The organism is Shewanella oncorhynchi, assembly GCF_030848765.1.
Taxonomy (GTDB): Bacteria; Pseudomonadota; Gammaproteobacteria; order Enterobacterales; family Shewanellaceae; genus Shewanella; species Shewanella oncorhynchi.
Genome location: NZ_CP132914.1, coordinates 553,763 through 575,532, shown reverse-complemented (window position 1 = coordinate 575,532; position 21,770 = coordinate 553,763). Strand labels below are relative to the sequence as shown.

The 21,770-nt window shown below is 45.8% G+C and carries 22 protein-coding genes; all 22 read right to left on the bottom strand.

Annotated features, from left to right (window positions below; translation table 11 throughout):
* Positions 1-47: 47 nt before the first annotated feature.
* Positions 48-653, bottom strand: coding sequence for a Maf family protein (locus tag RA178_RS02720; RefSeq protein WP_306684420.1), 606 nt, complete (start codon positions 651-653; stop codon positions 48-50).
* Between the two features lie 2 nt (positions 654-655).
* On the bottom strand, positions 656-1,144 hold the full coding sequence (gene mreD, locus RA178_RS02715; protein ID WP_105251286.1) for a rod shape-determining protein MreD: 489 nt from the start codon (positions 1,142-1,144) through the stop codon (positions 656-658).
* Entirely contained in the window at positions 1,144-2,148 is a 1,005-nt protein-coding gene (gene mreC / locus RA178_RS02710) for a rod shape-determining protein MreC (protein ID WP_263148058.1), read from the bottom strand. Before mreC ends, mreD begins: the two co-directional genes overlap by 1 nt.
* A gap of 44 nt (positions 2,149-2,192) precedes the next feature.
* Positions 2,193-3,242 carry a rod shape-determining protein gene (locus RA178_RS02705; protein WP_105251284.1) on the bottom strand — a complete coding sequence of 350 codons (1,050 nt, stop codon included), beginning with the start codon at positions 3,240-3,242 and terminating at the stop codon, positions 2,193-2,195.
* A gap of 340 nt (positions 3,243-3,582) precedes the next feature.
* Positions 3,583-7,329, bottom strand: coding sequence for a DUF6701 domain-containing protein (locus tag RA178_RS02700; RefSeq protein WP_306684416.1), 3,747 nt, complete (start codon positions 7,327-7,329; stop codon positions 3,583-3,585).
* Between the two features lie 10 nt (positions 7,330-7,339).
* Positions 7,340-7,843 carry an MSHA biogenesis protein MshP gene (locus RA178_RS02695; protein WP_306684414.1) on the bottom strand — a complete coding sequence of 168 codons (504 nt, stop codon included), beginning with the start codon at positions 7,841-7,843 and terminating at the stop codon, positions 7,340-7,342.
* On the bottom strand, positions 7,833-8,705 hold the full coding sequence (locus RA178_RS02690; RefSeq protein ID WP_306684412.1) for a PilW family protein: 873 nt from the start codon (positions 8,703-8,705) through the stop codon (positions 7,833-7,835). The genes RA178_RS02695 and RA178_RS02690 overlap by 11 nt, the downstream gene beginning before the upstream one ends.
* The gene (locus tag RA178_RS02685) at positions 8,705-9,235 is read right to left on the bottom strand and encodes a type II secretion system protein (RefSeq protein WP_306684410.1); all 531 of its coding nucleotides are present in this window, start codon (positions 9,233-9,235) and stop codon (positions 8,705-8,707) included. The genes RA178_RS02690 and RA178_RS02685 overlap by 1 nt, the downstream gene beginning before the upstream one ends.
* Positions 9,225-9,713 carry a type II secretion system protein gene (locus tag RA178_RS02680; RefSeq protein ID WP_263200734.1) on the bottom strand — a complete coding sequence of 163 codons (489 nt, stop codon included), beginning with the start codon at positions 9,711-9,713 and terminating at the stop codon, positions 9,225-9,227. The genes RA178_RS02685 and RA178_RS02680 overlap by 11 nt, the downstream gene beginning before the upstream one ends.
* A gap of 172 nt (positions 9,714-9,885) precedes the next feature.
* Positions 9,886-10,404: a type II secretion system protein gene (locus RA178_RS02675; protein ID WP_306684408.1), complete on the bottom strand. Its 519-nt coding sequence runs from the start codon at positions 10,402-10,404 to the stop codon at positions 9,886-9,888.
* A gap of 13 nt (positions 10,405-10,417) precedes the next feature.
* Entirely contained in the window at positions 10,418-10,924 is a 507-nt protein-coding gene (locus tag RA178_RS02670; RefSeq protein WP_306684406.1) for a type II secretion system protein, read from the bottom strand.
* A 57-nt stretch (positions 10,925-10,981) separates the two neighbouring features.
* On the bottom strand, positions 10,982-11,599 hold the full coding sequence (locus RA178_RS02665; RefSeq protein WP_306684404.1) for a pilin: 618 nt from the start codon (positions 11,597-11,599) through the stop codon (positions 10,982-10,984).
* Between the two features lie 76 nt (positions 11,600-11,675).
* Positions 11,676-12,170 (bottom strand): MSHA biogenesis protein MshF, encoded by a 495-nt coding sequence (locus tag RA178_RS02660; protein WP_286992647.1) that lies wholly within the window; start codon positions 12,168-12,170, stop codon positions 11,676-11,678.
* Positions 12,171-12,220: 50 nt separating this feature from the next.
* Positions 12,221-13,441, bottom strand: a complete 1,221-nt coding sequence (locus RA178_RS02655) for a type II secretion system F family protein (RefSeq protein ID WP_126491075.1) — start codon at positions 13,439-13,441, stop codon at positions 12,221-12,223.
* A gap of 2 nt (positions 13,442-13,443) precedes the next feature.
* Complete coding sequence (locus RA178_RS02650) at positions 13,444-15,204, bottom strand: GspE/PulE family protein (protein ID WP_173247182.1); 1,761 nt, start codon at positions 15,202-15,204, stop codon at positions 13,444-13,446.
* Entirely contained in the window at positions 15,201-16,514 is a 1,314-nt protein-coding gene (locus tag RA178_RS02645; RefSeq protein ID WP_306684400.1) for a tetratricopeptide repeat protein, read from the bottom strand. Before RA178_RS02645 ends, RA178_RS02650 begins: the two co-directional genes overlap by 4 nt.
* Positions 16,511-17,419: an ExeA family protein gene (locus RA178_RS02640; protein WP_306684398.1), complete on the bottom strand. Its 909-nt coding sequence runs from the start codon at positions 17,417-17,419 to the stop codon at positions 16,511-16,513. The genes RA178_RS02645 and RA178_RS02640 overlap by 4 nt, the downstream gene beginning before the upstream one ends.
* Positions 17,420-17,425: 6 nt before the next feature.
* Positions 17,426-19,108 (bottom strand): pilus (MSHA type) biogenesis protein MshL, encoded by a 1,683-nt coding sequence (mshL, locus tag RA178_RS02635; RefSeq protein WP_105251272.1) that lies wholly within the window; start codon positions 19,106-19,108, stop codon positions 17,426-17,428.
* 14 nt (positions 19,109-19,122) lie between these two features.
* Entirely contained in the window at positions 19,123-19,443 is a 321-nt protein-coding gene (locus tag RA178_RS02630; RefSeq protein ID WP_105251271.1) for an MSHA biogenesis protein MshK, read from the bottom strand.
* The gene (locus RA178_RS02625; protein WP_306684396.1) at positions 19,430-20,080 is read right to left on the bottom strand and encodes an MSHA biogenesis protein MshJ; all 651 of its coding nucleotides are present in this window, start codon (positions 20,078-20,080) and stop codon (positions 19,430-19,432) included. The genes RA178_RS02630 and RA178_RS02625 overlap by 14 nt, the downstream gene beginning before the upstream one ends.
* The gene (locus RA178_RS02620; protein WP_306684394.1) at positions 20,077-20,679 is read right to left on the bottom strand and encodes a PilN domain-containing protein; all 603 of its coding nucleotides are present in this window, start codon (positions 20,677-20,679) and stop codon (positions 20,077-20,079) included. The genes RA178_RS02625 and RA178_RS02620 overlap by 4 nt, the downstream gene beginning before the upstream one ends.
* Positions 20,676-21,554 (bottom strand): MSHA biogenesis protein MshI, encoded by an 879-nt coding sequence (locus RA178_RS02615; protein ID WP_105251268.1) that lies wholly within the window; start codon positions 21,552-21,554, stop codon positions 20,676-20,678. The genes RA178_RS02620 and RA178_RS02615 overlap by 4 nt, the downstream gene beginning before the upstream one ends.
* Positions 21,555-21,770: the final 216 nt, after the last annotated feature.

Below are 21,770 nucleotides of genomic sequence, written 5' to 3'. Positions count from 1 at the left end.
TCATTCTAACCTCAAGCCAAAATCGCAATATAAGCAACCAGCAGCAGTTAAATAAAGCCAACTTCGGCTAACAACTCACGCGTTTCAACCAGAGGTAAACCTACAACGCCAGAATAACTGCCTTCAATTGCAGCCACAAAGCAACCGCCGAGCCCTTGAATGCCATAACTGCCCGCCTTATCCATGGGCTCTTTTGAAGCCACATAAGCCTCAATGTCAGCTGTCGATAAAGCGCAAAAACGCACTTGTGTTTCGACTAAGCGCACTGAAGTTTTTAAGGTTGAGTCAGACTCGCCTGCTTTGTAGGTCAGTGCCACAGCCGTCATCACAGTATGCGTTCGGCCAGACAGTTCACTGAGCGTTTGCTTAGCATCGGCCACATCCTGCGGTTTGCCTAATATTTGATTTTCAAGCACCACGATAGTATCAGAACCTAATACAGCAGGCTGTGACATATCTGCGCATAATGCCAGTCCAGCTTGGGCTTTTTCAGCTGCTAAACGTCGAACATAATCCCTTGGCTCTTCGCCCTGTTGCACAGTTTCATCAATATCCGGTGCCACTTGCGTGAAACTAAACTCAGGACGACCGAATCCAATCTGTGCCAATAATTCTTTGCGACGTGGCGAAGTTGAAGCTAAAACTAAATCCACAGTTAACGAACCTTATAATGACGTCGAACCCGACGTAAAATCCAAAATATCCAAGGCCAGATCACTAATCCTGAAATCGCAGGTAAAAATAGATCTGTTTTGAAAACAGCCTCTTGCATCACAAATTCCACCCAGTAAATCACTAAGTGATAAATACAAATCAGTAGCATGATCACTAACGACTGCTGCCATTGAGGGAAGTTTCGCAAACGCTGGCAATGCAAGATAGCAATATAAATAACCAAAGACATGGCTAAAGAGCGCACACCTAAGGTGGCTCCCAATAAAATATCTAATACTAGGCCTAAAACCCATGCGGTTAAGATGTTGTATCTGTGGGGTAATGCGATAGACCAATAGAGAACAATCATTAATAGCCAGTCTGGACGCCAAGCATCAACAGCACTTGGTAAAGGCATGATCTGGCTGATCACGCCGATAAATAATGTCACCCAAACAATAAAGCGCCCATTGGCGGCCTGAAAACTCATTAATGCACCTCAGCCACAGGAGGAGTGGTTTCCGTTGACGGTTTGGTCGCAGGCGCGGTCACAGGTTTAGAAGCCTCTGCTGGCGTGACACTTCCGCCAGCAGGAACAGCGCTATCTGCTTTTGATACATTATCGCTCGATGAATGATCCGCAGCAGGCACGGTAGGCTGACTCGGTAAAGTCACACCAGAATCGGGAGATGGCCAAATCAACAATAAATAACGAATACGATCTAAAGCCGCTAAAGGCTGGGCGGTGACTCGAGCGTAACTTTGACCATCTTCAGTCAACACTTCCATTACCCGCGCGACCGGATAACCTTCCGGGAAACGATTCCCTAAACCTGAGGTGACCAGCAAATCGCCGACACGAATGTCAGTACTCTTGGCCACATGGCGCAGTTCTATTTCATCTAGCTCACCCGTACCATTGGCAACAAGGCGCACATCATTACGGGTGATACGCACAGGTAATCCGTGTGATACATCGGAGAGCAATAGCACCCTACTGGTCATTTCACTGACTTGTACCACTTGGCCAACAACCCCTTGGGCGTCGACCACAGGCTGCCCAACAAATACACCACTGCGTGAACCATGGTTTAGTACCGCATAGTGATGGAAAGGATCGCTAGCAACCTCCAATACTTCAGCCACCATTTTGCGCGAATCAAGGTAGGCTGGTGAGCCCAACAGTGCGCGTAAACGTTCATTTTCTTGGCGTAAGTGTTCGAAACGCTGTAAGCGTTCACTCATCAGCAGTTGCTGCCTGAGCAGCTCTTTATTCTGCAACGCTAACATATTGCGGGTGGCAAAACTTTCAGACGACCAGTCAAGTGCAACACCGGGCACGCTCGCTAAATACTGCAATGGACTAAAAAAAGAGGATAACGATTGCCGTACAGGATCGAGGCGATGATTAGCAACGAGCAAAGCCACCGACAAAATAATTGCCAGTGTCAGACGGAATTGGTTTGAAATACCACGAACAAAAATTGGCTTCATAGGAAAGCTAAGGCGGTGATTAACCGCCCCATACCGAAGTTAAATTAGGTTTCTTCGGAGAACAGATCGCCGCCGTGCATATCAATCATTTCGAGGGCTTTACCACCGCCACGTGCTACGCAGGTCAATGGATCGTCCGCCACCATTACAGGAATTCCGGTTTCTTGCATTAATAAACGGTCTAAATCACGCAATAAAGCGCCGCCGCCAGTTAACACCATACCGCGCTCAGAAATATCTGAAGCTAATTCTGGTGGAGATTGTTCTAACGCCACCATCACAGCACTTACGATGCCAGATAATGGCTCTTGTAAGGCTTCTAAAATTTCATTGCTGTTCAGTGTAAAGCTACGAGGTACACCTTCTGCCAAATTTCGGCCGCGGACTTCGATCTCGAGCACTTCATCGCCAGGATAAGCAGTGCCGATAGTGTGCTTGATACGCTCAGCCGTAGCTTCACCAATCAAGCTCCCGTAATTACGGCGGACATAGTTGATGATCGCATCATCAAACTTATCACCGCCGATACGTACAGAAGACGAATACACTACACCATTAAGTGAAATAATCGCGACTTCAGTGGTACCACCACCGATATCCACCACCATAGAGCCGGTCGCTTCAGATACGGGTAAACCCGCACCAATCGCAGCTGCCATTGGCTCTTCAATTAAATACACTTCGCGAGCACCAGCGCCCATGGCTGATTCACGAATAGCACGGCGTTCTACTTGAGTAGCACCAACGGGCACACACACAAGCACGCGTGGACTTGGACGAAAAAAGCTATTGTTATGCACTTGTTTAATAAAGTGCTGCAACATTTTCTCCGTCACATAAAAATCTGCAATGACACCGTCCTTCATTGGGCGGATAGCTTGGATATTGCCTGGCGTTCTGCCTAGCATTTGTTTAGCTTCTGTGCCGACCGCGGCAACAGATTTCTGACCGGAGCCACTACGCTCACCACGTATAGCAACAACAGAAGGCTCATTGAGGACTATGCCTTCGCCACGAACATAAATTAATGTGTTAGCTGTACCCAAATCGATCGATAGATCATTAGAAAAAATGCCGCGTAGCTTCTTAAACATGTAACTAGCCTGTATTCTGTGGAGTCAGAAGAAAAGAAAAATCAGCTAACTTTATCAATGCCACCCTGATTCCACAAGACCGAGGAGGTTAACAATCGCTAATGAAGTGATTTTTTTTCAAATCGCCACGTAAAAAACAGTATTTAAGCGGAAAATACTGTTTATTGACGAAAATATCAGCAACAAAAAACGAGTAAACATACAATTCAGCAACAAATATCAAACTAAGGCATTGCATTTAGAATCTGTTACAAGCGTTTTCGTCGACTTCTAATAAGTAAAATGGCAGCCCATTTCAAGGGAAAGCCTGAGTTCAATTTAATGAGAGAAATAACTCAGATTAGTTTACCTCACGCCAATAGATTATTTTGTCATGCCCTCGATAACGACCAAAATACGCACTTGCCCGCGGTTCAGTGACCGCTGTTGGCGATACGCCATTCCAATTCCAGTACCATTCTAGCCATGTCGGCACATCCAAGGGCGCCGTCACTTGGCCGCGGTATGGCAACCCACTTGTTGTAACGGCTTGCCAGAGCAACTCAAATTGGCCAGCTTGGAATGTTGCAGTCCCGCCAGAACGCACAACACTTTGTCCCGCCACTAAGTCGGGATCAAAATTGTAACCCAGAGCGGAATTATCAACCTGCGAACCCAAAGCATACACTGCCGTTGTGCAGTTATCGGCAGTATTTAAGGCCCAGCTGCTGCCATTCCAATATTCGGATCGAGTCGGCATACGCAGTATTTCTGTCTCAGGACCATAGGTGTTATCCATCACCACACGGCCATGACGAAGGGTTTGAGTGCTGATTTTCTTAGCATTACAGTTAGTGCAAGTGCCTGTAGATGCCGCATCCATGTCTGGTGAGGCCACATAGCTGTAAAGCCCATTCGGCCGAGGATCGTTATCCATCAATTGCACGCCAATATCGAGCAGCTCGAAGGGACCATCCTGATACAGATTCGTCGCCACATTTGGGGTCACCCGACTAAAGTTAGCTTGGTAAGAAGCATCGACTGTCGCCACACCTTGATTCCAACTATCAGCCTTTATAGGTAAGGCACTTAAGCGACTCTGTAAATCGACACCATTATTGTTGTTTTCTCCCACTAATTTGGCAGTGGCGAGTGAAAATGGCGGGAAATAGTTTTTCGTTATATCCCCCGCGATATTTAAAGCGCTGAGCTCCATCGACATAGGAAACAGCTGATCCATATAGCTAAAGCCGCCACAGGCAGGTATGACCGATACGTTACTGACTAAAAATCTATCGGGCACAAAACGGCCAATATTAGCTGAATATCCAATTGGAATATTTAAGCTGCTTGCCGTCCCTAAATAATTTGGGCTCGCCTGCGCTGCAATTTGGAATACTCCAACTTCGCTGATGGTCTGATTACTGATGGTATTGAGATTATTGGCCTGCGCCGAGTGGCTATAGGATGCCACGCCTAACGTCCCATCAAGTCCGCCGTTGGCAATGCTTGGCGCAACGACTTTGCTGGCAAGCTTCATCTGCGCATCACTAAAGTTAGGCGTGGATAAGTTGACCGAACAAAAGTCCAGATCGCCATCTTTTTCCCATGCCATAGCTTGCACCGTCATGCCAAAGGTTTGACCCGCTTTACGATAAACATTACACGTCATATTCGCACTTTGGCAACTGGCACTGACGTCCACAGGCTTAACACACAATCCCGCGGGTATGCTGACAAATTGGTCTGAACCGGCCATGACTAAGCCCTGTTCATCACCAGTACCTGTATATTTTGCATCTAATTGTAATTTACCTGCATCAGGGTAATTGACTGAAATGCTTGCTTGTCCGTTGGTATCAAACAGCAGGTTCACCGCCGTAGGCAAGGCACTCGAGGTGCCAATTGCCGTATTGTTGATGGTGACGGCTTTAGGCGAGATAGGCGCGCTTGGCGTTTGGTAACTGCTCCAGAAATTCAGCGTTTTGGTCTGGCTTTGGAAGCTTGGGACACACTGCTTCGTCACATCGGATTTTTTCACCGCTTTGACTAACACTTGCTCGGGGCGATTCGCACGCTTATCGGGTACATCGAATACAAAACCACTGTCGGCAAAGGTGAGTGAACAATTGTTCTCACTCAAGCCACCATTACCAATACGGCAAAGGGTTTTGCTTAAGGGTTTAGTGGTGGGATTAGAGCCCTTCACCCCTAAAGTCACTACACCGGGAGTATTTCGCCTCAGTTGCAGTTGCGCTGTGCCACCGCTAAAACTCACTTGATTACCGCCAACCCATACGCCATCTGCCGCAGAATCAGGTAATAAGGTTGCGCTAAGAGGTGCAGTAAAGGGTTGACTACAACTCGCATTTGCACAGGCTCTAATCGTTACCGTCTCAGCATTACAGGTCAGACCTTGACCCGTATGATCAAACTCAAAATGATCGATCTGAGCACCAATAGGATTCGATTTTAACGCACAAATTTGCACGTTATCGATTTCGTGGTTGTTATTTGAGCCCCCCGTTGAGCCCGTTAAAGACAATAAAAAATCACTTGGAATGGCAGCCTGACCAATTTGTGCAGCGACGTTAAATGCGGGAACTAAAGTCACAAAACCCGAACCGGTATTACGCTCAATTTTCACAATAGATTGATTCGCGGCTTGCGAATCAATTGTAATTTTATACCTGTGCGCAGGCGACACATTATTGCCGTCTACCGCAGGCGATAAGCAACTACCGTTCGTATTAGTAGTGCCATTACTACAAGCGCCGCGTAAATAATTATACCCTGACGTGCCGACACCCGAACCGCGAACCGCAACGGACTGGCGTCGTTGGCCGACATTAGAACTACCGCCTTCACCAGAGAAGTTACCGAACTCATCAATACCAAACCCAAGCCAACCACCCGCGAACCCATTAATACCAGGTTTATAACCGTAACCCAATGGACCGCCAAAGGCGCCAGGCTGCGGCGTTATAGAAGCATCAGATAACACTACCGCAATGCCGTCGGCACCATTGCCACCATAGGCATAGTGATCAAACTGGATCTCCACTAAGTTAGCTTTTCCAGGAAAGAGTCTTTGATAGGTAGATGCCGTAGATTGGTCAGATTTAGCTTCGGTTAAGCGTAATCGACCTCCTTGGATAGAAGGAGTAAATCCTCCACTACTTTTAGAAACAACCCAGTCATTACTCAAAGTGCTTTGGGAAAAATTATCATTGAAACATTGCAATACTGGAACAGGGCTACAATCTGGCACTACATTTATATTGGAAGCATTACTATCAAACCTAACACTACTGCCACCATTTAAACTGATGTTTTTAGCTGTGATAGCGCCATCTAAATAAGAACTCCCCTCAAGAACTACATCTTTTTCTGAAACCACATAAGACTTTAATGATGCTCCACCATTAAGAGTAAAACTAGAGTAACTATAAATAAGGAAATTTTCAGCTTGACCTACGGTATTTAAATCATAATGCCTGTAATCATTCTTAATAAAAAATGAAACGGTTCCAGTAGATGGGAAAACTAATGTTACTCCATTATTTATAGCTAAAGTTTCAATCCAATACTGTCCAGCCGAAAGCACGATCTGTCCTGAGGTTGCATTAAGTGACTTAATTTTATATACGCCACCAGAACTAGTAAATCGAATCGTTTTATCCGAGCCTCCTTCTAACAAAATGTTATTGTACTCTCCAGCTTCAATGTCTATTTGTTTATTGTTGTATGTTGGTGGCCCTACATTAACGGTGCTCGATGATTCACATTGAGCAAAATCTAAACGACCAGATGGTAAATCAGCAATATAATTCCCTGTACGGCACATCCGAGTCGAACCATTAGAGCGAACACATAACTTATCTGCACCATTACCAAGTTGGTTATAACTATACGTTGGTAAAGAGCCGCTATTCGGAGCGTTATACAGGTACGAAGTATTAAATGTAATAGTGCCATTAGCACTGTAATTATTAACACCTTGAGGAAAAGTATCACTCCAATCCGCTTTTACTGTATGAGTTAACATAGAAAAAACGATAAATAAAATGGGGGCTAGCCACTTAACTAAGATTTTATTATAACTCATCATCAAATGCTTAGTCTCCACGGGCTTCTACCTCAACTTGTCGGCTAACACGGGTCTCGCCGCTTTCGCATACCGCTGTACTTTTGATTAGATATTGAGTGACGGCGCCTACCTTATAGACGTTGCAAGACACAGTCACCGCGCAAGCATGAAAGCCGACGACATCGGGCGGCGTCCAAGAGCTTGAAACACTTGTGCATGTCGCCGTAGCGTTCGCAGCTGCATTTAGCGGGAATAATTGTGCCAATGCGGCGTCGGCGCCACTGTTAGCGGCGGCAAAGGCACGAGTCCCCCACACCTCCTGGGTTAATCCAGTATCCCCATCCTGCACAATATTGATCAGGACTGACGCCAGTAGAAACATCACGGTAATCACAAACACGCCAATAATCAATGCACTGCCGCGTTGACGCGCAGGTAAAGCAGTTCGTTGCAACCTTGCTAGTGATGTTCTGGGTAAGATTCGCATTACCGAGTGATGACCTGTCGATTGACGATATAAATTAAGGGACATTGATCACCTGCACTTGATGTCGATATTGGAACGTCTCACCATTAACATTAAACCGCGGTTGTAAATGCACCATGGCATTATTCACTAGGCTAGATGGCGTTAAAATCAGCGGTAAATCAGCACCATTATTTAAAACATTTGCCACACTTTGCGCCATTAGCACGCCCGTGCCCATAGTGGCAGGCATAGCGGCAGGATTTGGCTGAATGGCATTAAAGCTATAACCAGCATAACGCAATAATTGTAATTCATTGCCGCTTGGCCCCTTTTCAAAGCAATAGCTCACTGGACTCGAACCAAAATAGATCCTTTGTCGTGGTGATGCTTCTGCAAAACGTGTTGGCGCAGTAAAAGTCAGCGTCACTTGATGATCCAAAGGGGAAGGCGCAGTAGCAATCGTTTTAACCTGTGCCCGCTTTTGTCTCGCGCTGCTATACACATCGGCATCAATCAAGGGATAGATCCAAGCGAATTGATTCACACGAATCGCACTCACCGTATTATCTAGAATAACTATCCCAGTGCTCGCGGCAGCAGCAGGCACAATTGGCATGGTTAGATAAGTCGTGCTGGCTTCGATAGGCACAAATTCAATACATTGATAGGTTAGCGAATCAGTATTAACTCGCAGGCTATTAGGCAAGGCACTACGCAACTCACGGGTCATTCGCTCAACAGCAAAACGGCTCTGACTGAGCACTTGATCGACTGAACTCGACTCAACAAAAATCCGCGTACCAAAAATAATAAAACTACTCACCCCGACCACGAGAATCCCCAGAATCAAGATAACAGTGACCATCTCGACCAAGGTAAAACCTAGTGTGGATTTTTTATTAACCGCAGATAAAGGTGAGGCCATCAGTAATTACTCCTCACCATATTGTAAGTAATCACTTCGTTGTCGGGCGTAGTCACATTAATCGTCACTAGCTTAGTATTGGACACTGCGCCATAAGCAACGGTGACGCTTAAGCGATAGTTAGGATAAGCATTTGCATAGGTTTGGGTCGAATTGAGCATAGTCGCGGTTTCATTTAAGCCGTTGTAATCATCCACATCGTTAAAGTTGTTACGACTCTCACCGAACTCAGGGCCTAATAACGTTGAACAATTACTCCCTAGCGGACTACCACAGGCCGGCGTTCCACCATTGGCATTAGTGTTTTGATCATAACGCTTGCCCCAGATTTCATTCATCACCGAATGGGCAAGCTCAGCACTGCGTACTCTATGTAAGGTACTGGCCGCACGATCAGCTTGTGGGAATAACATGCTGGTTAGCATCACTATTGCAATGGCTATCACCAGCATGCCAATCACTAATTCGATAAGGGTAAAACCCAACAGGCGGGCTTGAATATGGCCTTTAGAGAGAGCATTACTTCGCATAAATATAGCCCTCGGAGGATATATTAATCATCACAGTGTCATTTGCGGTCACGCGAATACAATCACCATTACAGCTTGGAAAAAGTCGGCCATTGATATCGAAATCAAGGGTAAAGTTGCTGCTGTTAGAGCTCACTAGCACTAATTGAGCACCACCTTGAAAAACTTGGGTATAAAGCGGGTTTGGCGATAATGCAGTACCAGAACAAACCGCCCCATTTCGGGCAGAGAATTGACTCACTTGATAGCCAGTGCCAGAAACAGTTACACGAAAACATCTGTCGGTATTATTGAGCGCTTTTTGCTGTACTTGACGCAGCTCGCTAATGAACTCGTTACGTAAACTATAGGCACTGTAGGAAGACTGAGTAAACAGGCGTGGCAGTACAACCACAGCAAGAATTGAAATCAAGATGATGGTCGTTACTAATTCTACTAAAGTAAATCCGGCCTGTTTTGACATAGAGAATTTAAGCATCACTCGCGTTAATTGCTGATTTCATGTACTAGGTTCAGTTTCTGCCAACGATATGATTAACGCAAATAAATGTCGGAAAACTCTTGGCGGACTCATTTATTTAAAATCATGTAAGAACCGTATTTTATCTAAAAAAAAGGCCTGCTAGGCAGGCCTTTAAGCATTTATAGACTTAACAGCCTGTTACTACTGAAGTCACTGTAATTGGACCGTATGCAGTCAAACCATTTACGTATTGAACATAACACTGTCCTGCAGGCGTAGCTTTAGGGCTGACTTGTCCTTGAGGATAGAAATAAATGCTCTTACTTGCACTATCTTCCAGATAGATCCACTCACTTGATGTTCCGCTAGCAGCTGTTGCGGCCTTAATATCCAAAGCATTTTCCAAGGAATCTGTCCATACAGGTGTTGCATGTCCATAGTTAATCAAAACTGTTTTACCTGTAGATACACTAACAGATGGCGGGGTTGTGGCTGTTGAAGCAACTGTATTATTACCCGCAATTAATGACTTTGAGTTGATAAGCGTATCCGCACCTTTAATTGCTGCTTCTAGACCTTTAACAGTTGAAGCTCGAGCATCTGATTGTAGATTGATAAATTTAGGCGCCGCAGTCACAGCTAAAATGCCTAAAATAATAATAACAACCACTAATTCAATTAATGTAAAACCACTTTGCTTTTTCATTGACAATCCTTACTTAACAACCAGATGACTCAACATGATATTTAGGAAGATTACTAGAATCAGCCTGTTTATATTCAACCCAACATTTAACCGTATCTGAAGGCGTCAACTTTTTAGGATGAATTATTGCTGGAGTTGTAAGCGTCGTTGTGACCGCTGGCGCATCATCAATAGTCCACTCATTTGTGGTATCTAGATCAAGTACAACAGCCATATCTACTGCAGTTTGTTTAAGATATCCATAAACACCGTTAACTTTAACATCGTTAGTTGCATCAGAATCACCTTTATCATCGATGATAATAATAGATGTCGCCTTGCTCTCCACTCCCTGAATAGCCGCCTTAGAATAAACGAGCGAATTAGCACCTTGTAAAGAGGCTTTAACACCATTCAAAGTGGATGCGTATGCATCAGATTGAAGATTGATAAACTTAGGTGCCGCTGTGACAGCAAGAATACCTAAGATGATGATCACTACTACTAATTCTATTAAGGTAAAACCTTGTTGTCTTTTCATTCGAAACTACCTATTCAATAAAAATTATTAACCTAAGCTAACTTGAAACCTTAGTATCTAAGGGTATGGTGATTGTGGGGTAAAGCTTAACACTCTGCCCGTGCCTGGGTTATACACTATTCCCTTAGCACCTACCGTTGTTAAATCAGGGGCAGGAGTGGGTACACCATTCGTTTGATTTAGCACCAGTGAAGCCACTTGGTGATAAACACATAAATCTAAACCTGCGACGACTGCGCCAGTAATTGAGTTAGCACTGCCGCCTGCGGCGTTAATAACACGAGCGGTATAACGTTGATTACGTGCATCTTGGTTAAATAATACGTTACGTGGAGCACTCTGCAACACAGTGTTAAACACTTCTTGGCAACTGGCATTTGTCATAGCTGTCGCACTGGTTACTGAAGTTCCCGTTGGATAGCCAAAACGTGTATCGACATTTACTGTGTTACCATCGAGGATAACGCTGCTATTTTGACGCCCATCAACTTCCCACTGAGAACGCACAAAGCTAACTGCAGTCGATAAACCACCCGCAACACCGTCAACACTGGCATCTTCAGCATCATCGGTGACATTTAAGAATCGTGGGATCGCAGTTGCGGCGAGTAAACCCAAAATCACAATCACAATCACAAGTTCGATTAATGAGAACCCTGTTTGCTTAGTTTTCATATATATGTCCCCAGACCTCAGAAATTTTATTCTAACAGTTAAATCAATTTTAAAAAGCCATTGAGTTAACAATATTTTACGGAGCAGTCAAAAAAATGACCCTGCCAGAGTTCAGTTGATAGCCTAAACTATCGCCATTTTTAGACCGATAGTGGCAGCTATTATCCTTAGCCAAATAATCCGCCTCTAGACCTAAATTATCAGTTTCAGCGCCCATTAACTGTTGCCACAAATCTTGGCAGCCTTGAGCATTTAAGTGCTTAGGTTGTGGCCATCCTAAATCATTGATATCGACAACACTCGACTCAGTTTCTGGGGAGGGATTATCAAATACCTCCCAGTTCAACTGCAATTGCGCCGGCTTACCCAAAGACAACCACTGGGAACGCACCATCACCAGCACATTTAAAAAACGGGCGTGTTCCACTTCCAATCCACGAGCCGCTATTTGCGGTAGCGTAAAAAAGTACTTAGCTCCGATCACCGCCATGATAACCAATACAATTCCAATGGCGATCATACGTCCATAGATACGTAATAGATCGCTTTCAGCCTTTTGCTGAGTCTGCATTTAACCTCAGTCCCACGTATAAGATAGGAAATAAATATTATCCATATCGCTTACTTACCGCCTTTGACCACATTGAGCATATCCCACATTGGCAGATATATCCCCAAGGCCAACACTAAGACAATCACGGCCACAAAACCGATCAAAATTGGCTCCAATTTCGCGGTGAGGTTCTTTAAATCATAGTCTACTTCGCCCTCATAGAAATCTGCCGCATCATTGAGTAATTGATCGATTTGCCCCGTTTCTTCGCCCACAGCCACCATTTGCAGCACTAGTGGCGTAAATAACTTGCTCTGATTCGATACCCTCAGCATAGAGTCGCCAGACTCTATGCCACGGCGCATACCGACTATCTTGTCGTGCATATAGGCATTATCTACCGCGTCGGCCACTAAACTTAAGGCCTGCGTCATCGGTACGCCCGCACTGAGCATCATAGAGAAACTGCGACAATAACGGGCTAACGTCGAACGCTCAATAATCGACCCTACGGCGGGAATATGTAACTTCCACTTATCCCACTGCTTCTCACCTTTTTCCGTATGGTGCCAGTAACGAATGCCAATAATAGTGCCAATCAGCGCCACCAACATCAGCGCCCAATAATTCACGAATAGATTTGATGTACCAATCAACACTTTTGTCGCCCACGGCAAGTCGGCGCCAAAGCGAGAAAACATCTCGGCAAACTTAGGGATCACCATGATATTGAGGATCACCATAGCGAGCGCAATCGCAATCAATACAAACATGGGATAACGCATGGCCGATTTAATTCGTCGCCGCGTCTCTTGCTCACGCTCGATATAACCTGAAAGTTGAATGAAGGCATCTTCTAACTTACCCGTGTTCTCCCCCACGTGCACCATAGAAACAAACAAAGAATCAAACACATCGGGATGTTGATTCATGGATGATGACAAGGGTCGCCCTGCGGTGAGCTGCTCAGAAATATCATTAAGCGCATCTTTCATTCGCTGGGAATGCGCCGTTTCAGATAAGCCTGCAATCGCCCGCAAAATAGGAATGCCAGAACGGGTCAAGGAGTACATTTGTCGAGTAAAAATCTGTAATTCTTCTAACGCGACTTTGCCACCAAATAACTTAGTCAGTGAGAACGACTTAGCCACTTTGGCGACTTTGACTTCAAGGGGGATAATGCCACGCGCCAATAGCATGTCAGCAGCGGCACTTTCCGACGCGGCATCCAATTGTCCCGTAACGGATTGACCTTGACCACTGCGTCCACGGTATTGATAAATTGGCATAATTACGCCTCAACGCCTTGTTGGCTGATAATATCCTTCGACAAAGGTATCTGAGATTCACTCACGTCTTCCACCAACTTAGCGACCTCTTCAATCGTCGTCATGCCTTCGCTCAGATATTGCAAAGCAGACTCAGCGAGCGGGGTGAAGTTAGGACTCTGCAACGCGGCTCTGGCAAAATCCTGCGGATTACCAGTACGCATAGCATCGATCATCTTTTCGTCTAGCTCGAGGATTTCAAAAATACCAATACGGCCACGATAACCACTGCCATTACAACTCTGGCAACCCGTGCCAATTCTAAAATTCGCATGGGTAAAATCTTTGCGGCTCACACTACTCAGCCAGGCTTTTTCCTGCGGTGTCGGTTGATACTCTACCCCACAGTTATGGCAGACACGGCGCACTAAACGCTGGGCAATAATCACCCTTAAGGCACTAGCAACTAAATAACTCGCAGCGCCCATATCGAGTAAACGCAGCGCACTGGTGACCGCATCGTTGGTATGCAAGGTCGATAGCACAAAGTGACCCGTTAATGCGCCCCTAAGACCAATCTCCACGGTTTCTTGGTCACGCATTTCCCCCACCATGATGATATCGGGGTCTTGACGTAAGGTGGTGCGTAATACATTTGAAAAGTTTAAGCCAATCTTATGGTTAACTTGTACTTGGTTGATCCGCGGCAATTGATATTCAACTGGATCTTCGACCGTGATGATCTTACGGTCGGCGGTATTGAGCTCGCTCAAAATACCGTACAAGGTGGTCGTTTTGCCGCTACCCGTTGGACCTGTGACCAGTAGCATGCCGTGGGGACGTTTAATCTGTTTACGAATACGCGCCAAAATAGCAGGCGGCATACCGGTTTCGTTTAAGGTCAATAAACCCGCTGATTGATCGAGTAAACGCATCACCACAGATTCGCCGTGGTAAATCGGCATAGTCGACATACGTACATCGATATGATGACCTTTGATTTCCATATGGAAACGACCATCCTGCGGCAAACGTTTCTCGGAAATATCGAGACCCGCCATCAACTTAAGTCGCAATACTAAAGCCGCGGCAATATTAACTTCATTCAGAATCGTTTCATGTAGCTGACCATCGATACGCTGGCGAATACGTAAGGCTTTATCACCGGGTTCGATATGGATATCCGAGGCGCGCATTTGCACCGCATCTTCAAAAATCGACTGCAGCAACTTAACCACTGTGGTTTCATTGTCACTGTCGCCCGACGTGAGGCTGGCTAAATCGAACATCTCGTCGGCAGCGTATTCTTCTTCGAGTTTACCGGCAATCTGAGCAATTTGGTCTGTACGGCGATATAAGTTATCAAACGCTTGCAGCAGTTGCTGCTCGGGCGCTACCGCTAACTTCAAACGCTTAGGTGCGATAAGCATTTCGAGGTGATCGAGCGCCTGCAAATCCGCGGGGTCGCTCATTGCAACCAATACGCTATCGCCCCGGTCTTCAACCGCTAAAGCGCGGAAACGTCGTGCTTGCACCTCAGGAATAAGATGCACCACTTCCGCAGGGATAGGCATTTTACTGATATCCAGCAAAGGCACATTCAATTGTTGCGACAAGAACTGCAATAACTGATGTTCGGTAATCGATTGCAGATCAATGAGGGTTCGGCCCAGTTTTTTGCCCGTATTGCGCTGCTCTGCCAACGCCTGTTGCAACTGCGCTTCAGTAATAATGGTTTCCTGAACTAACAGATCGCCCAAACGCATTTTTAATCTGGGTTTCATTGGCTATCTCCTAGCTGAGTCAAACGTTGTTCGATAAAGGCACTCGCCTGCGCCGATAAGCCTCTATGGCCTAAAGCCGTCCGATAGGCTTGGCGTGCTTGGGGAAATTGTTGCTGCGAATCGAGCGCATAGGCCAGCCCCATCCACCATTTAGCCTGTTGAGGTTCTTGTTGTAATAATTGTCTATAGGCTTGTTCTGACAACGAAAACTGTCCTAACTTTTGCGCTAAATCCGATTGTGCCATCCACTTTTGTCTCGCCAGCGGATGCGTGTCAGGTATGTTGGCTAACGTCACTAATGCGAGATCAGCCTGACCAGAGGCTTGCTGAACCCGAGCAAGCAATAAGGCAAAGTCTAACTGCTGTGGGAATAACAGCATGCCTTGCTGTAACACTTCACTGGCTTTGGCTAATTGACCTTGCCCATAATGCAGCGCAGCTAACTGCTTGCGCGCTTCATGCATACTGGGATCAAAGCCTAATGTTTGCTCATAATAACTAATGGCATCTTTGAGTTTGCCATCCCTTTCCGCCTCGCTCGCTAAGGTAAACCGCTTCTGTGCCAGCTGCTTTGGGGTCAACTTCACCTCAGTAATCGCCATTTGCCCTTGCTGTTGGGGCGTGAGTCGATTAGTGCCAGCATCTGCTTTAACTTCTTGTACTTTAAGCTCATTGCTCGCGTTAAGTTCATTATCGGCGGCAACACTGGCACGTTCTGACATCATTAATGCAGAGGGTGTGGCAGCAGTGACCTCGGCGCTTCGCACACTCGATGTCACACGATTTGACTGTGAATGGCTTGGCTCGCTTGACGTATCGACTAGGTCATCTGCGAGTGCTGAGCTCTCATCTTGTTGCCGTTGTGACTCTTGTTCAACATCATGTTCTGATTCAAATTCTTGCGGCTGATTAAGTACAACGTCGTCGACACTGGGTTCAAGCTCTTCACTCTTAGTCGTAAACTCCTGCGTCGTCGCAACTTTAAGCGGTTCTTCGACGACAACGACGCTTGCTGGAGGCTGCCTCGAAGTAATCTTGTCTACCTGCACAGGCTCGATTTGAGTCTGAGTAGATTCATTTTGCCCATTTGTTTGAGCCGAAATAGTCGCTTCAGCAGGCTTTGCCATGAAAAGTTGCCAGCCATAAACCAGAGCGCCACCGAATAGCAATGACACACCACAGAGCAGCAGCCCGTTAAACGGAGCCCGCCTGCGAGCTAAATATTGCACCTGTGGCTGAGCCACGTTGCTGAGCTCATGCCCCTGCTGACGCTTATCGAGATCCTGCAGCATCTTGTTGATCACGCTCATGCAACACCCCTGAAAAAGTGTTGTAATCCCAAACCGAAAGCCACTGTCATCAAAGTGAAAAAAGGCAACCATTTCCACGATAATAATCGGCGAACACTTGCATCTTCGGTGTCCTGAATTGCGGCTTTAACGTGGGAGGTTTGCACACGAGTAGCACCTTCGCCGAAACTCAATAACAAGGCTTTATGAGCAAGAATATTGATCAATCTGGGGATCCCTCGGGACGCATAGGCTATCTGACGTGTTTCCCGTGATGTAAAGAGTGGTTCGCCCGCACGCCCTGCTATGGCTAATCGGTGGCGAAGATAAGCGTCGGTTTCATCCCATGTCAGTGGGCGAAGGTTGTAGCTAAAAGTAATACGCTGTCTTAATTGCCTAAATTCTTGGCGTTTAAGCCTGTCATCGAGCTCGGGTTGCCCAAATAACACTACCTGTAATAATTTGCGTGTCTCAGTTTCCAGATTAGTGAATAACCGCAGCGCCTCAAGACTGTCGTCCGGCAATGCCTGCGCTTCATCGAGTACCAATACGATGGCGTGCCCGTGGGCGCTCAAGGCTAAAAGCTGCTGTTGAATAAGTCCAGTGAGTTGCTGCTGGTCGATATTGCTGGTGTATTTAAGGCCCAGCTCACTCGCTACCGCCCAGCGTAATTCAGTAGGAGTGAGATAAGGATTAGGCAAATATGCGCAATGAAACTGACTCGGCAATTCGTTGATAAGCTTGCGGCAAATCAACGTTTTGCCAGTCCCCACTTCCCCTGTCACCTTGATAAAGCCTTCGCCCGTTTGTAGCGCAGTTTGCAACACTTGCAAGGCTTCCACGTGTGGCGACAGGCCGAAAAAAAATCCGGTATTGGGTGTCAGTGAAAATGGAGGTTGGCTTAGGCCAAAATGCTTCTGATACATAGAAGCTTACTTTGTCTCCGGATACCAACGATCTAATAAGGTCTTAGAACGTTGCAGCTCCGTTTTCCAAGTATCGACACCGACTATCGTAGGTTTTAACAGAATAATAAGCTCGGTTTTCTTCTTCTGCTTACTACGGTTTTTAAACAATTCACCTAGGAAGGGAATATCACCCAACAAAGGCACTTGTGATACCACTTCGATGTTTTCACTCTTCATCAAACCACCAATCACCACCACATCACCGGAAGCCGCGCGGATGACAGTATCAGACTCACGAATTTCACTCTGAGCTAAGGGTAATTCCAGCAATTCATTACTCACTTTGATATTTTTTCTCTGCTCCTTTACATCGATAACAGATGGATGCACATGCAGTAACACATTGCCGTCACTATCAATTTGCGGCGTAACGTCTAAGGCTATGCCCGAGAAAAACGGCGTAAGCTCGACTTGCGGAGTCGTCACAGGTGTTGTACCCGCAACTGTGGTCGAAGAAACGTCGGTGACAAAGTACTCATCGGAACCCACTTTAATTACGGCTTTTTGGTTATTCGATGCAGTGACCCTTGGGCTAGACAGTACATCTACATCACCTTGGGTATCTAATAGGTTGATCATAGTCGTAAAGTCAGAACCTTTAATGCTCAACGAGGTGACACCACCCATAGCCGAGGTGATTTTATCACTTAAACCTGGGCCCGCTGATGTACCAAAATTCACATTAGTATTGCCAACATGTCCCAGCACATTATCCCACTGGATACCTTGCTGATAACCATCGGATAATGTGACTTCGAGGATCTTCGCTTCTAAAATCACTTGGCGTTGCAAATGACTTTCTGCGGAATTTAAGAAAGTACGCACTTGGCGTAATTCACTAGGAAAAGCACGAATGGTCACTAAACCCGCCTGCGGCGTAACAACAACCTGACGACCGCCACCCGTTTCGCCGATTATCGAGGATAATGTCTCTTTCAACTCTCCCCAAAAATCTGTCTTAGTACGCGAACGGATAAAAGTACCGTTGCTACTATCGCTACCGCCATTACTACTCGAGTTATTGCCATTACTGCTGTTCGAGTTATTGTTATTATTCGAGCCGCTATTGTTTGAATTGTTATTGTTCGAATTACTATTGGAATTATTGCTATCCGAAATCCGTCCTGAACTCACTGACGTCACAGATAAGCCATCGCGTTCCATATAGAGATAGTTCAGCGGAAACGTCTCGGTACGCATCCCAGCAGGAAACACTCTTAGGATGCGCCCTTCGCGACTCACTTCGTAGCCGTAGATATCTTCAACCACTTGAATTGCTTCAGTTAACGTCACACCTTTAAGGGATAATGAAATCGTACCTTGCACGTCAGGATGTACGGCGACACTCAGTGGTGTACCTTGGACTAAGCTTGGAAAAAATACTTTAGCATCAACATCGTGGGCTGATACATCGAAACGACGCTCAGTTTCCAACGTGGGGGTCAAACCTGATAGCAATGCGCCTGAATTCAATTCCCGCTGAACCGCATCCGGCATAGTCGCAGGCGGTGGCGTCGTTGATGCCGTTGCCGTCGCCATTGAGGCCGCTAATTCCGCCTTACTCGCCTCCGGCTGTGGCCTATTTGTGGTCTGACACGCCACAAGGCAAAGTGAGAGCAGAGGTGTAAAGTATTTAATCGCTTTCATCTGAGGTGTATTCCCTATCTCTCTGTTATTGCTTGAAACAATGTCAATTTCCGTCCATCGGACAGCGATACATAAGTGGGGGTAATTTTAACGATACTCAGCCCCTGAACGCTGTCGCCAACAGACAATATCTTGTTATTTATCACAGCATAAGCCGTGTTTCCTGAGCTTACTATGCTGTTAAGTACAAGCGCCTGATCCTGCGTTTGACTCGCATGACCCTGCACAGCAAAGCCTTTACCGGGCAAAGTCGGGTCGCGCAGCGATTCAGCAGATACCATAGGGCTACTAACCAATAACAACACACTGATAATATAAGACTTATTTAGAAACACTGATAAAGTCCTTATTAATACTCAAGGTATAAAGTTCAATCTCAACGGTCGCTTTTGGATATTCCGCGACTTTATAGTCGAGACGCTTCCAATAAAGTTTATCTGGCATGGCCTCAACGGCTTCAACAAAGCGCAACACAGAAAAATAATCGCCCTCAAGACTCAAGCGAATACCATGGCTATAAAGATTGAGTTTTTTCTCTTCACCCACGGGTAATAAAGGGATGGGCGCTATCGACATAAACTTAATTAATTTAATCCCTTGCACTTGTCCTAGTAAATTACCCAGCAACTGCGGCATATAGTCAGCCGGCACCATATCCATCATCTGCTCATCGAGCTGGGCATCTAGGGCTTGATTCTGTTGTTGCAACAGCACTAAACGCTGTTGGTAATCTTGATTGGGATCTAACGCTAAACGTTGCTGATACAAGTCAATCTGCTGAGCCGAAATCGCGTTTTCCTGCTCTAAAGCTTTTAGCTGTTGTGAAACAGCCACATGGGTTTTCCACAGGGACTCTAAGGGTAAATAACTCAGCATGCCGACTACGGCCAGAATGGCGACTGAGATCAACACTCGCTCACGGCGACTTAGCGCATCAAACTGTTGTCCTAATTGGGCTAACTTTTGCTTCATTGCGCGGCTTCCTCCTTGTTATCGCTTTTCAAGGTAAAGGCCAAAGGTTTATCTTCACCGCGATCCATGCTCATCGACGAGAAAGCTTGCCCCTTTAAAGTCTGCGTAGTTTTAAGTTTGCTAATCCACTGCGGAATGCTTTGAGGATGGTCGGCAAAACCTTCGAACATAAAATCTTGCTCATTAATGACGATATGACTAAGCCAAACACTCGCATCCGACACGACGGCTAAATCTTTAAGAACTGGCGCAAAACCACGGCTGGTTAAGGAAGTCCTAAGACTCAATTCTCCCATGAGTAATTGCTTAAGCTCTAACTGTTGTTCCGCTAAATCGACTCGCGCAACAAGATCGGCATCGGGTTTACGCGCAGCAATTTGTGCTTCTAATGCCTGTTTTTGGGTATCGAATTGCTGCTTTTGTTGGGCAGCCAACTGCTGGGCCTGTTGTAACTCACTGACTTGCCAGTAGCTATAACCACCTAAAACCGCAAATAAGATCGCAAAAACCAAGGCGTAAGCACTTAAACGCGCAAAGGTTAATCTTTGCTTCGGGGGCAATAATGAAGGAGTGTAAAGATTAACTCGGTATTTAATCACTCAGTACCTCGATAAAATTCAGCAAAGGCTAATCCCGCCATTCGCGCGCCAACACAGCTTTTATCAATGACATTCACAGCTTGATTGAAGTTTGCCGAGACTAACTTAGCTAAAGTATCCACGGCACCATCGGCGAGGAGTTCGATAGAAGATACCGGAGCCTGTCTCAATTGACTTTCAAAATAATCCATAGAGCGCTGAATTTCTAAGCTTAAATTGTCTGCCATGCCATAACTTAACTCATCCGCTTGAGTCTTATCCAATTGAGTAAATCCGCGTACGCGACGCTGCATATACAGCTGACCTTGCTTAACCACAGTCAGTAGCAATTCTTGACCGGGATTATGGCTTACCACCAGACGCGCTTGGTTGTCATCATTAAATAGGTTAGTCACGGCTAACTCTTCGATACTAATACCGAAAAGTTGTAAATCTTGTTCATGAATGGCCTGCACCATACTCACTAGCTTAGCTTTATCCACCACCACAACATTGATTTTATTACTCGGAATGGGTGACTCAAAGTAATCCAAATGGATTTGCGGTACAGGTAGCGTGACCATGTCTTTAATTGACCACAGCAAAGCTTGGGATAACTCGACAGTATCGACATTCGGTTTATCGGTCAGCAGTAATTGATAAAGGCCTGAAGCCAAAATCAGCTGTAACTGTGCATTAGGAAAGGATTTAGCCACAGCAGCAAACGCCAATGACCAGTGCTCATCTTTCAGCTCAAAGGGTAACCACTGCTCAGCATTCTCTTTTTGGGCAGGTGCGTACACCCATAATTTATCGGCGCAGACATAGACACCAAGGCTAGTCGGTTCTGTTCTCTTCTGCCAAAAGGCTAATCGACCTATAAGACTTTTTTCCATAAAGATGCCTATAACCAACTGAATTTAAAAGCTTGAGTAGTCTCTTTCGCACAAACTTCCTGTCACTCCACTCTCCAGTGCTCCTTGACCTATGACCTGCTCGATACAGAATAAAAACCGCAAACGTCATATTTTTGGCACTGGCTAGTTTAGCCGCAAATGCTCGTATTTTATAGATAAATACGTGAATAATAGGATCTATTTGTCTCTAAGACG

Bases quoted from the DNA above. Each gene is read 5' to 3' on its own strand.
- mreD (WP_105251286.1), bottom strand. From the start codon at position 1,144: ATGAGTTTTCAGGCCGCCAATGGGCGCTTTATTGTTTGGGTGACATTA.
- mreC (WP_263148058.1), bottom strand. From the start codon at position 2,148: ATGAAGCCAATTTTTGTTCGTGGTATTTCAAACCAATTCCGTCTGACA.
- RA178_RS02705 (WP_105251284.1), bottom strand. From the start codon at position 3,242: ATGTTTAAGAAGCTACGCGGCATTTTTTCTAATGATCTATCGATCGAT.
- RA178_RS02700 (WP_306684416.1), bottom strand. From the start codon at position 7,329: ATGAGTTATAATAAAATCTTAGTTAAGTGGCTAGCCCCCATTTTATTT.
- RA178_RS02695 (WP_306684414.1), bottom strand. From the start codon at position 7,843: ATGTCCCTTAATTTATATCGTCAATCGACAGGTCATCACTCGGTAATG.
- RA178_RS02690 (WP_306684412.1), bottom strand. From the start codon at position 8,705: ATGGCCTCACCTTTATCTGCGGTTAATAAAAAATCCACACTAGGTTTT.
- RA178_RS02685 (WP_306684410.1), bottom strand. From the start codon at position 9,235: ATGCGAAGTAATGCTCTCTCTAAAGGCCATATTCAAGCCCGCCTGTTG.
- RA178_RS02680 (WP_263200734.1), bottom strand. From the start codon at position 9,713: ATGCTTAAATTCTCTATGTCAAAACAGGCCGGATTTACTTTAGTAGAA.
- RA178_RS02675 (WP_306684408.1), bottom strand. From the start codon at position 10,404: ATGAAAAAGCAAAGTGGTTTTACATTAATTGAATTAGTGGTTGTTATT.
- RA178_RS02670 (WP_306684406.1), bottom strand. From the start codon at position 10,924: ATGAAAAGACAACAAGGTTTTACCTTAATAGAATTAGTAGTAGTGATC.
- RA178_RS02665 (WP_306684404.1), bottom strand. From the start codon at position 11,599: ATGAAAACTAAGCAAACAGGGTTCTCATTAATCGAACTTGTGATTGTG.
- RA178_RS02660 (WP_286992647.1), bottom strand. From the start codon at position 12,170: ATGCAGACTCAGCAAAAGGCTGAAAGCGATCTATTACGTATCTATGGA.
- RA178_RS02655 (WP_126491075.1), bottom strand. From the start codon at position 13,441: ATGCCAATTTATCAATACCGTGGACGCAGTGGTCAAGGTCAATCCGTT.
- RA178_RS02650 (WP_173247182.1), bottom strand. From the start codon at position 15,204: ATGAAACCCAGATTAAAAATGCGTTTGGGCGATCTGTTAGTTCAGGAA.
- RA178_RS02645 (WP_306684400.1), bottom strand. From the start codon at position 16,514: ATGAGCGTGATCAACAAGATGCTGCAGGATCTCGATAAGCGTCAGCAG.
- RA178_RS02640 (WP_306684398.1), bottom strand. From the start codon at position 17,419: ATGTATCAGAAGCATTTTGGCCTAAGCCAACCTCCATTTTCACTGACA.
- mshL (WP_105251272.1), bottom strand. From the start codon at position 19,108: ATGAAAGCGATTAAATACTTTACACCTCTGCTCTCACTTTGCCTTGTG.
- RA178_RS02625 (WP_306684396.1), bottom strand. From the start codon at position 20,080: ATGAAGCAAAAGTTAGCCCAATTAGGACAACAGTTTGATGCGCTAAGT.
- RA178_RS02615 (WP_105251268.1), bottom strand. From the start codon at position 21,554: ATGGAAAAAAGTCTTATAGGTCGATTAGCCTTTTGGCAGAAGAGAACA.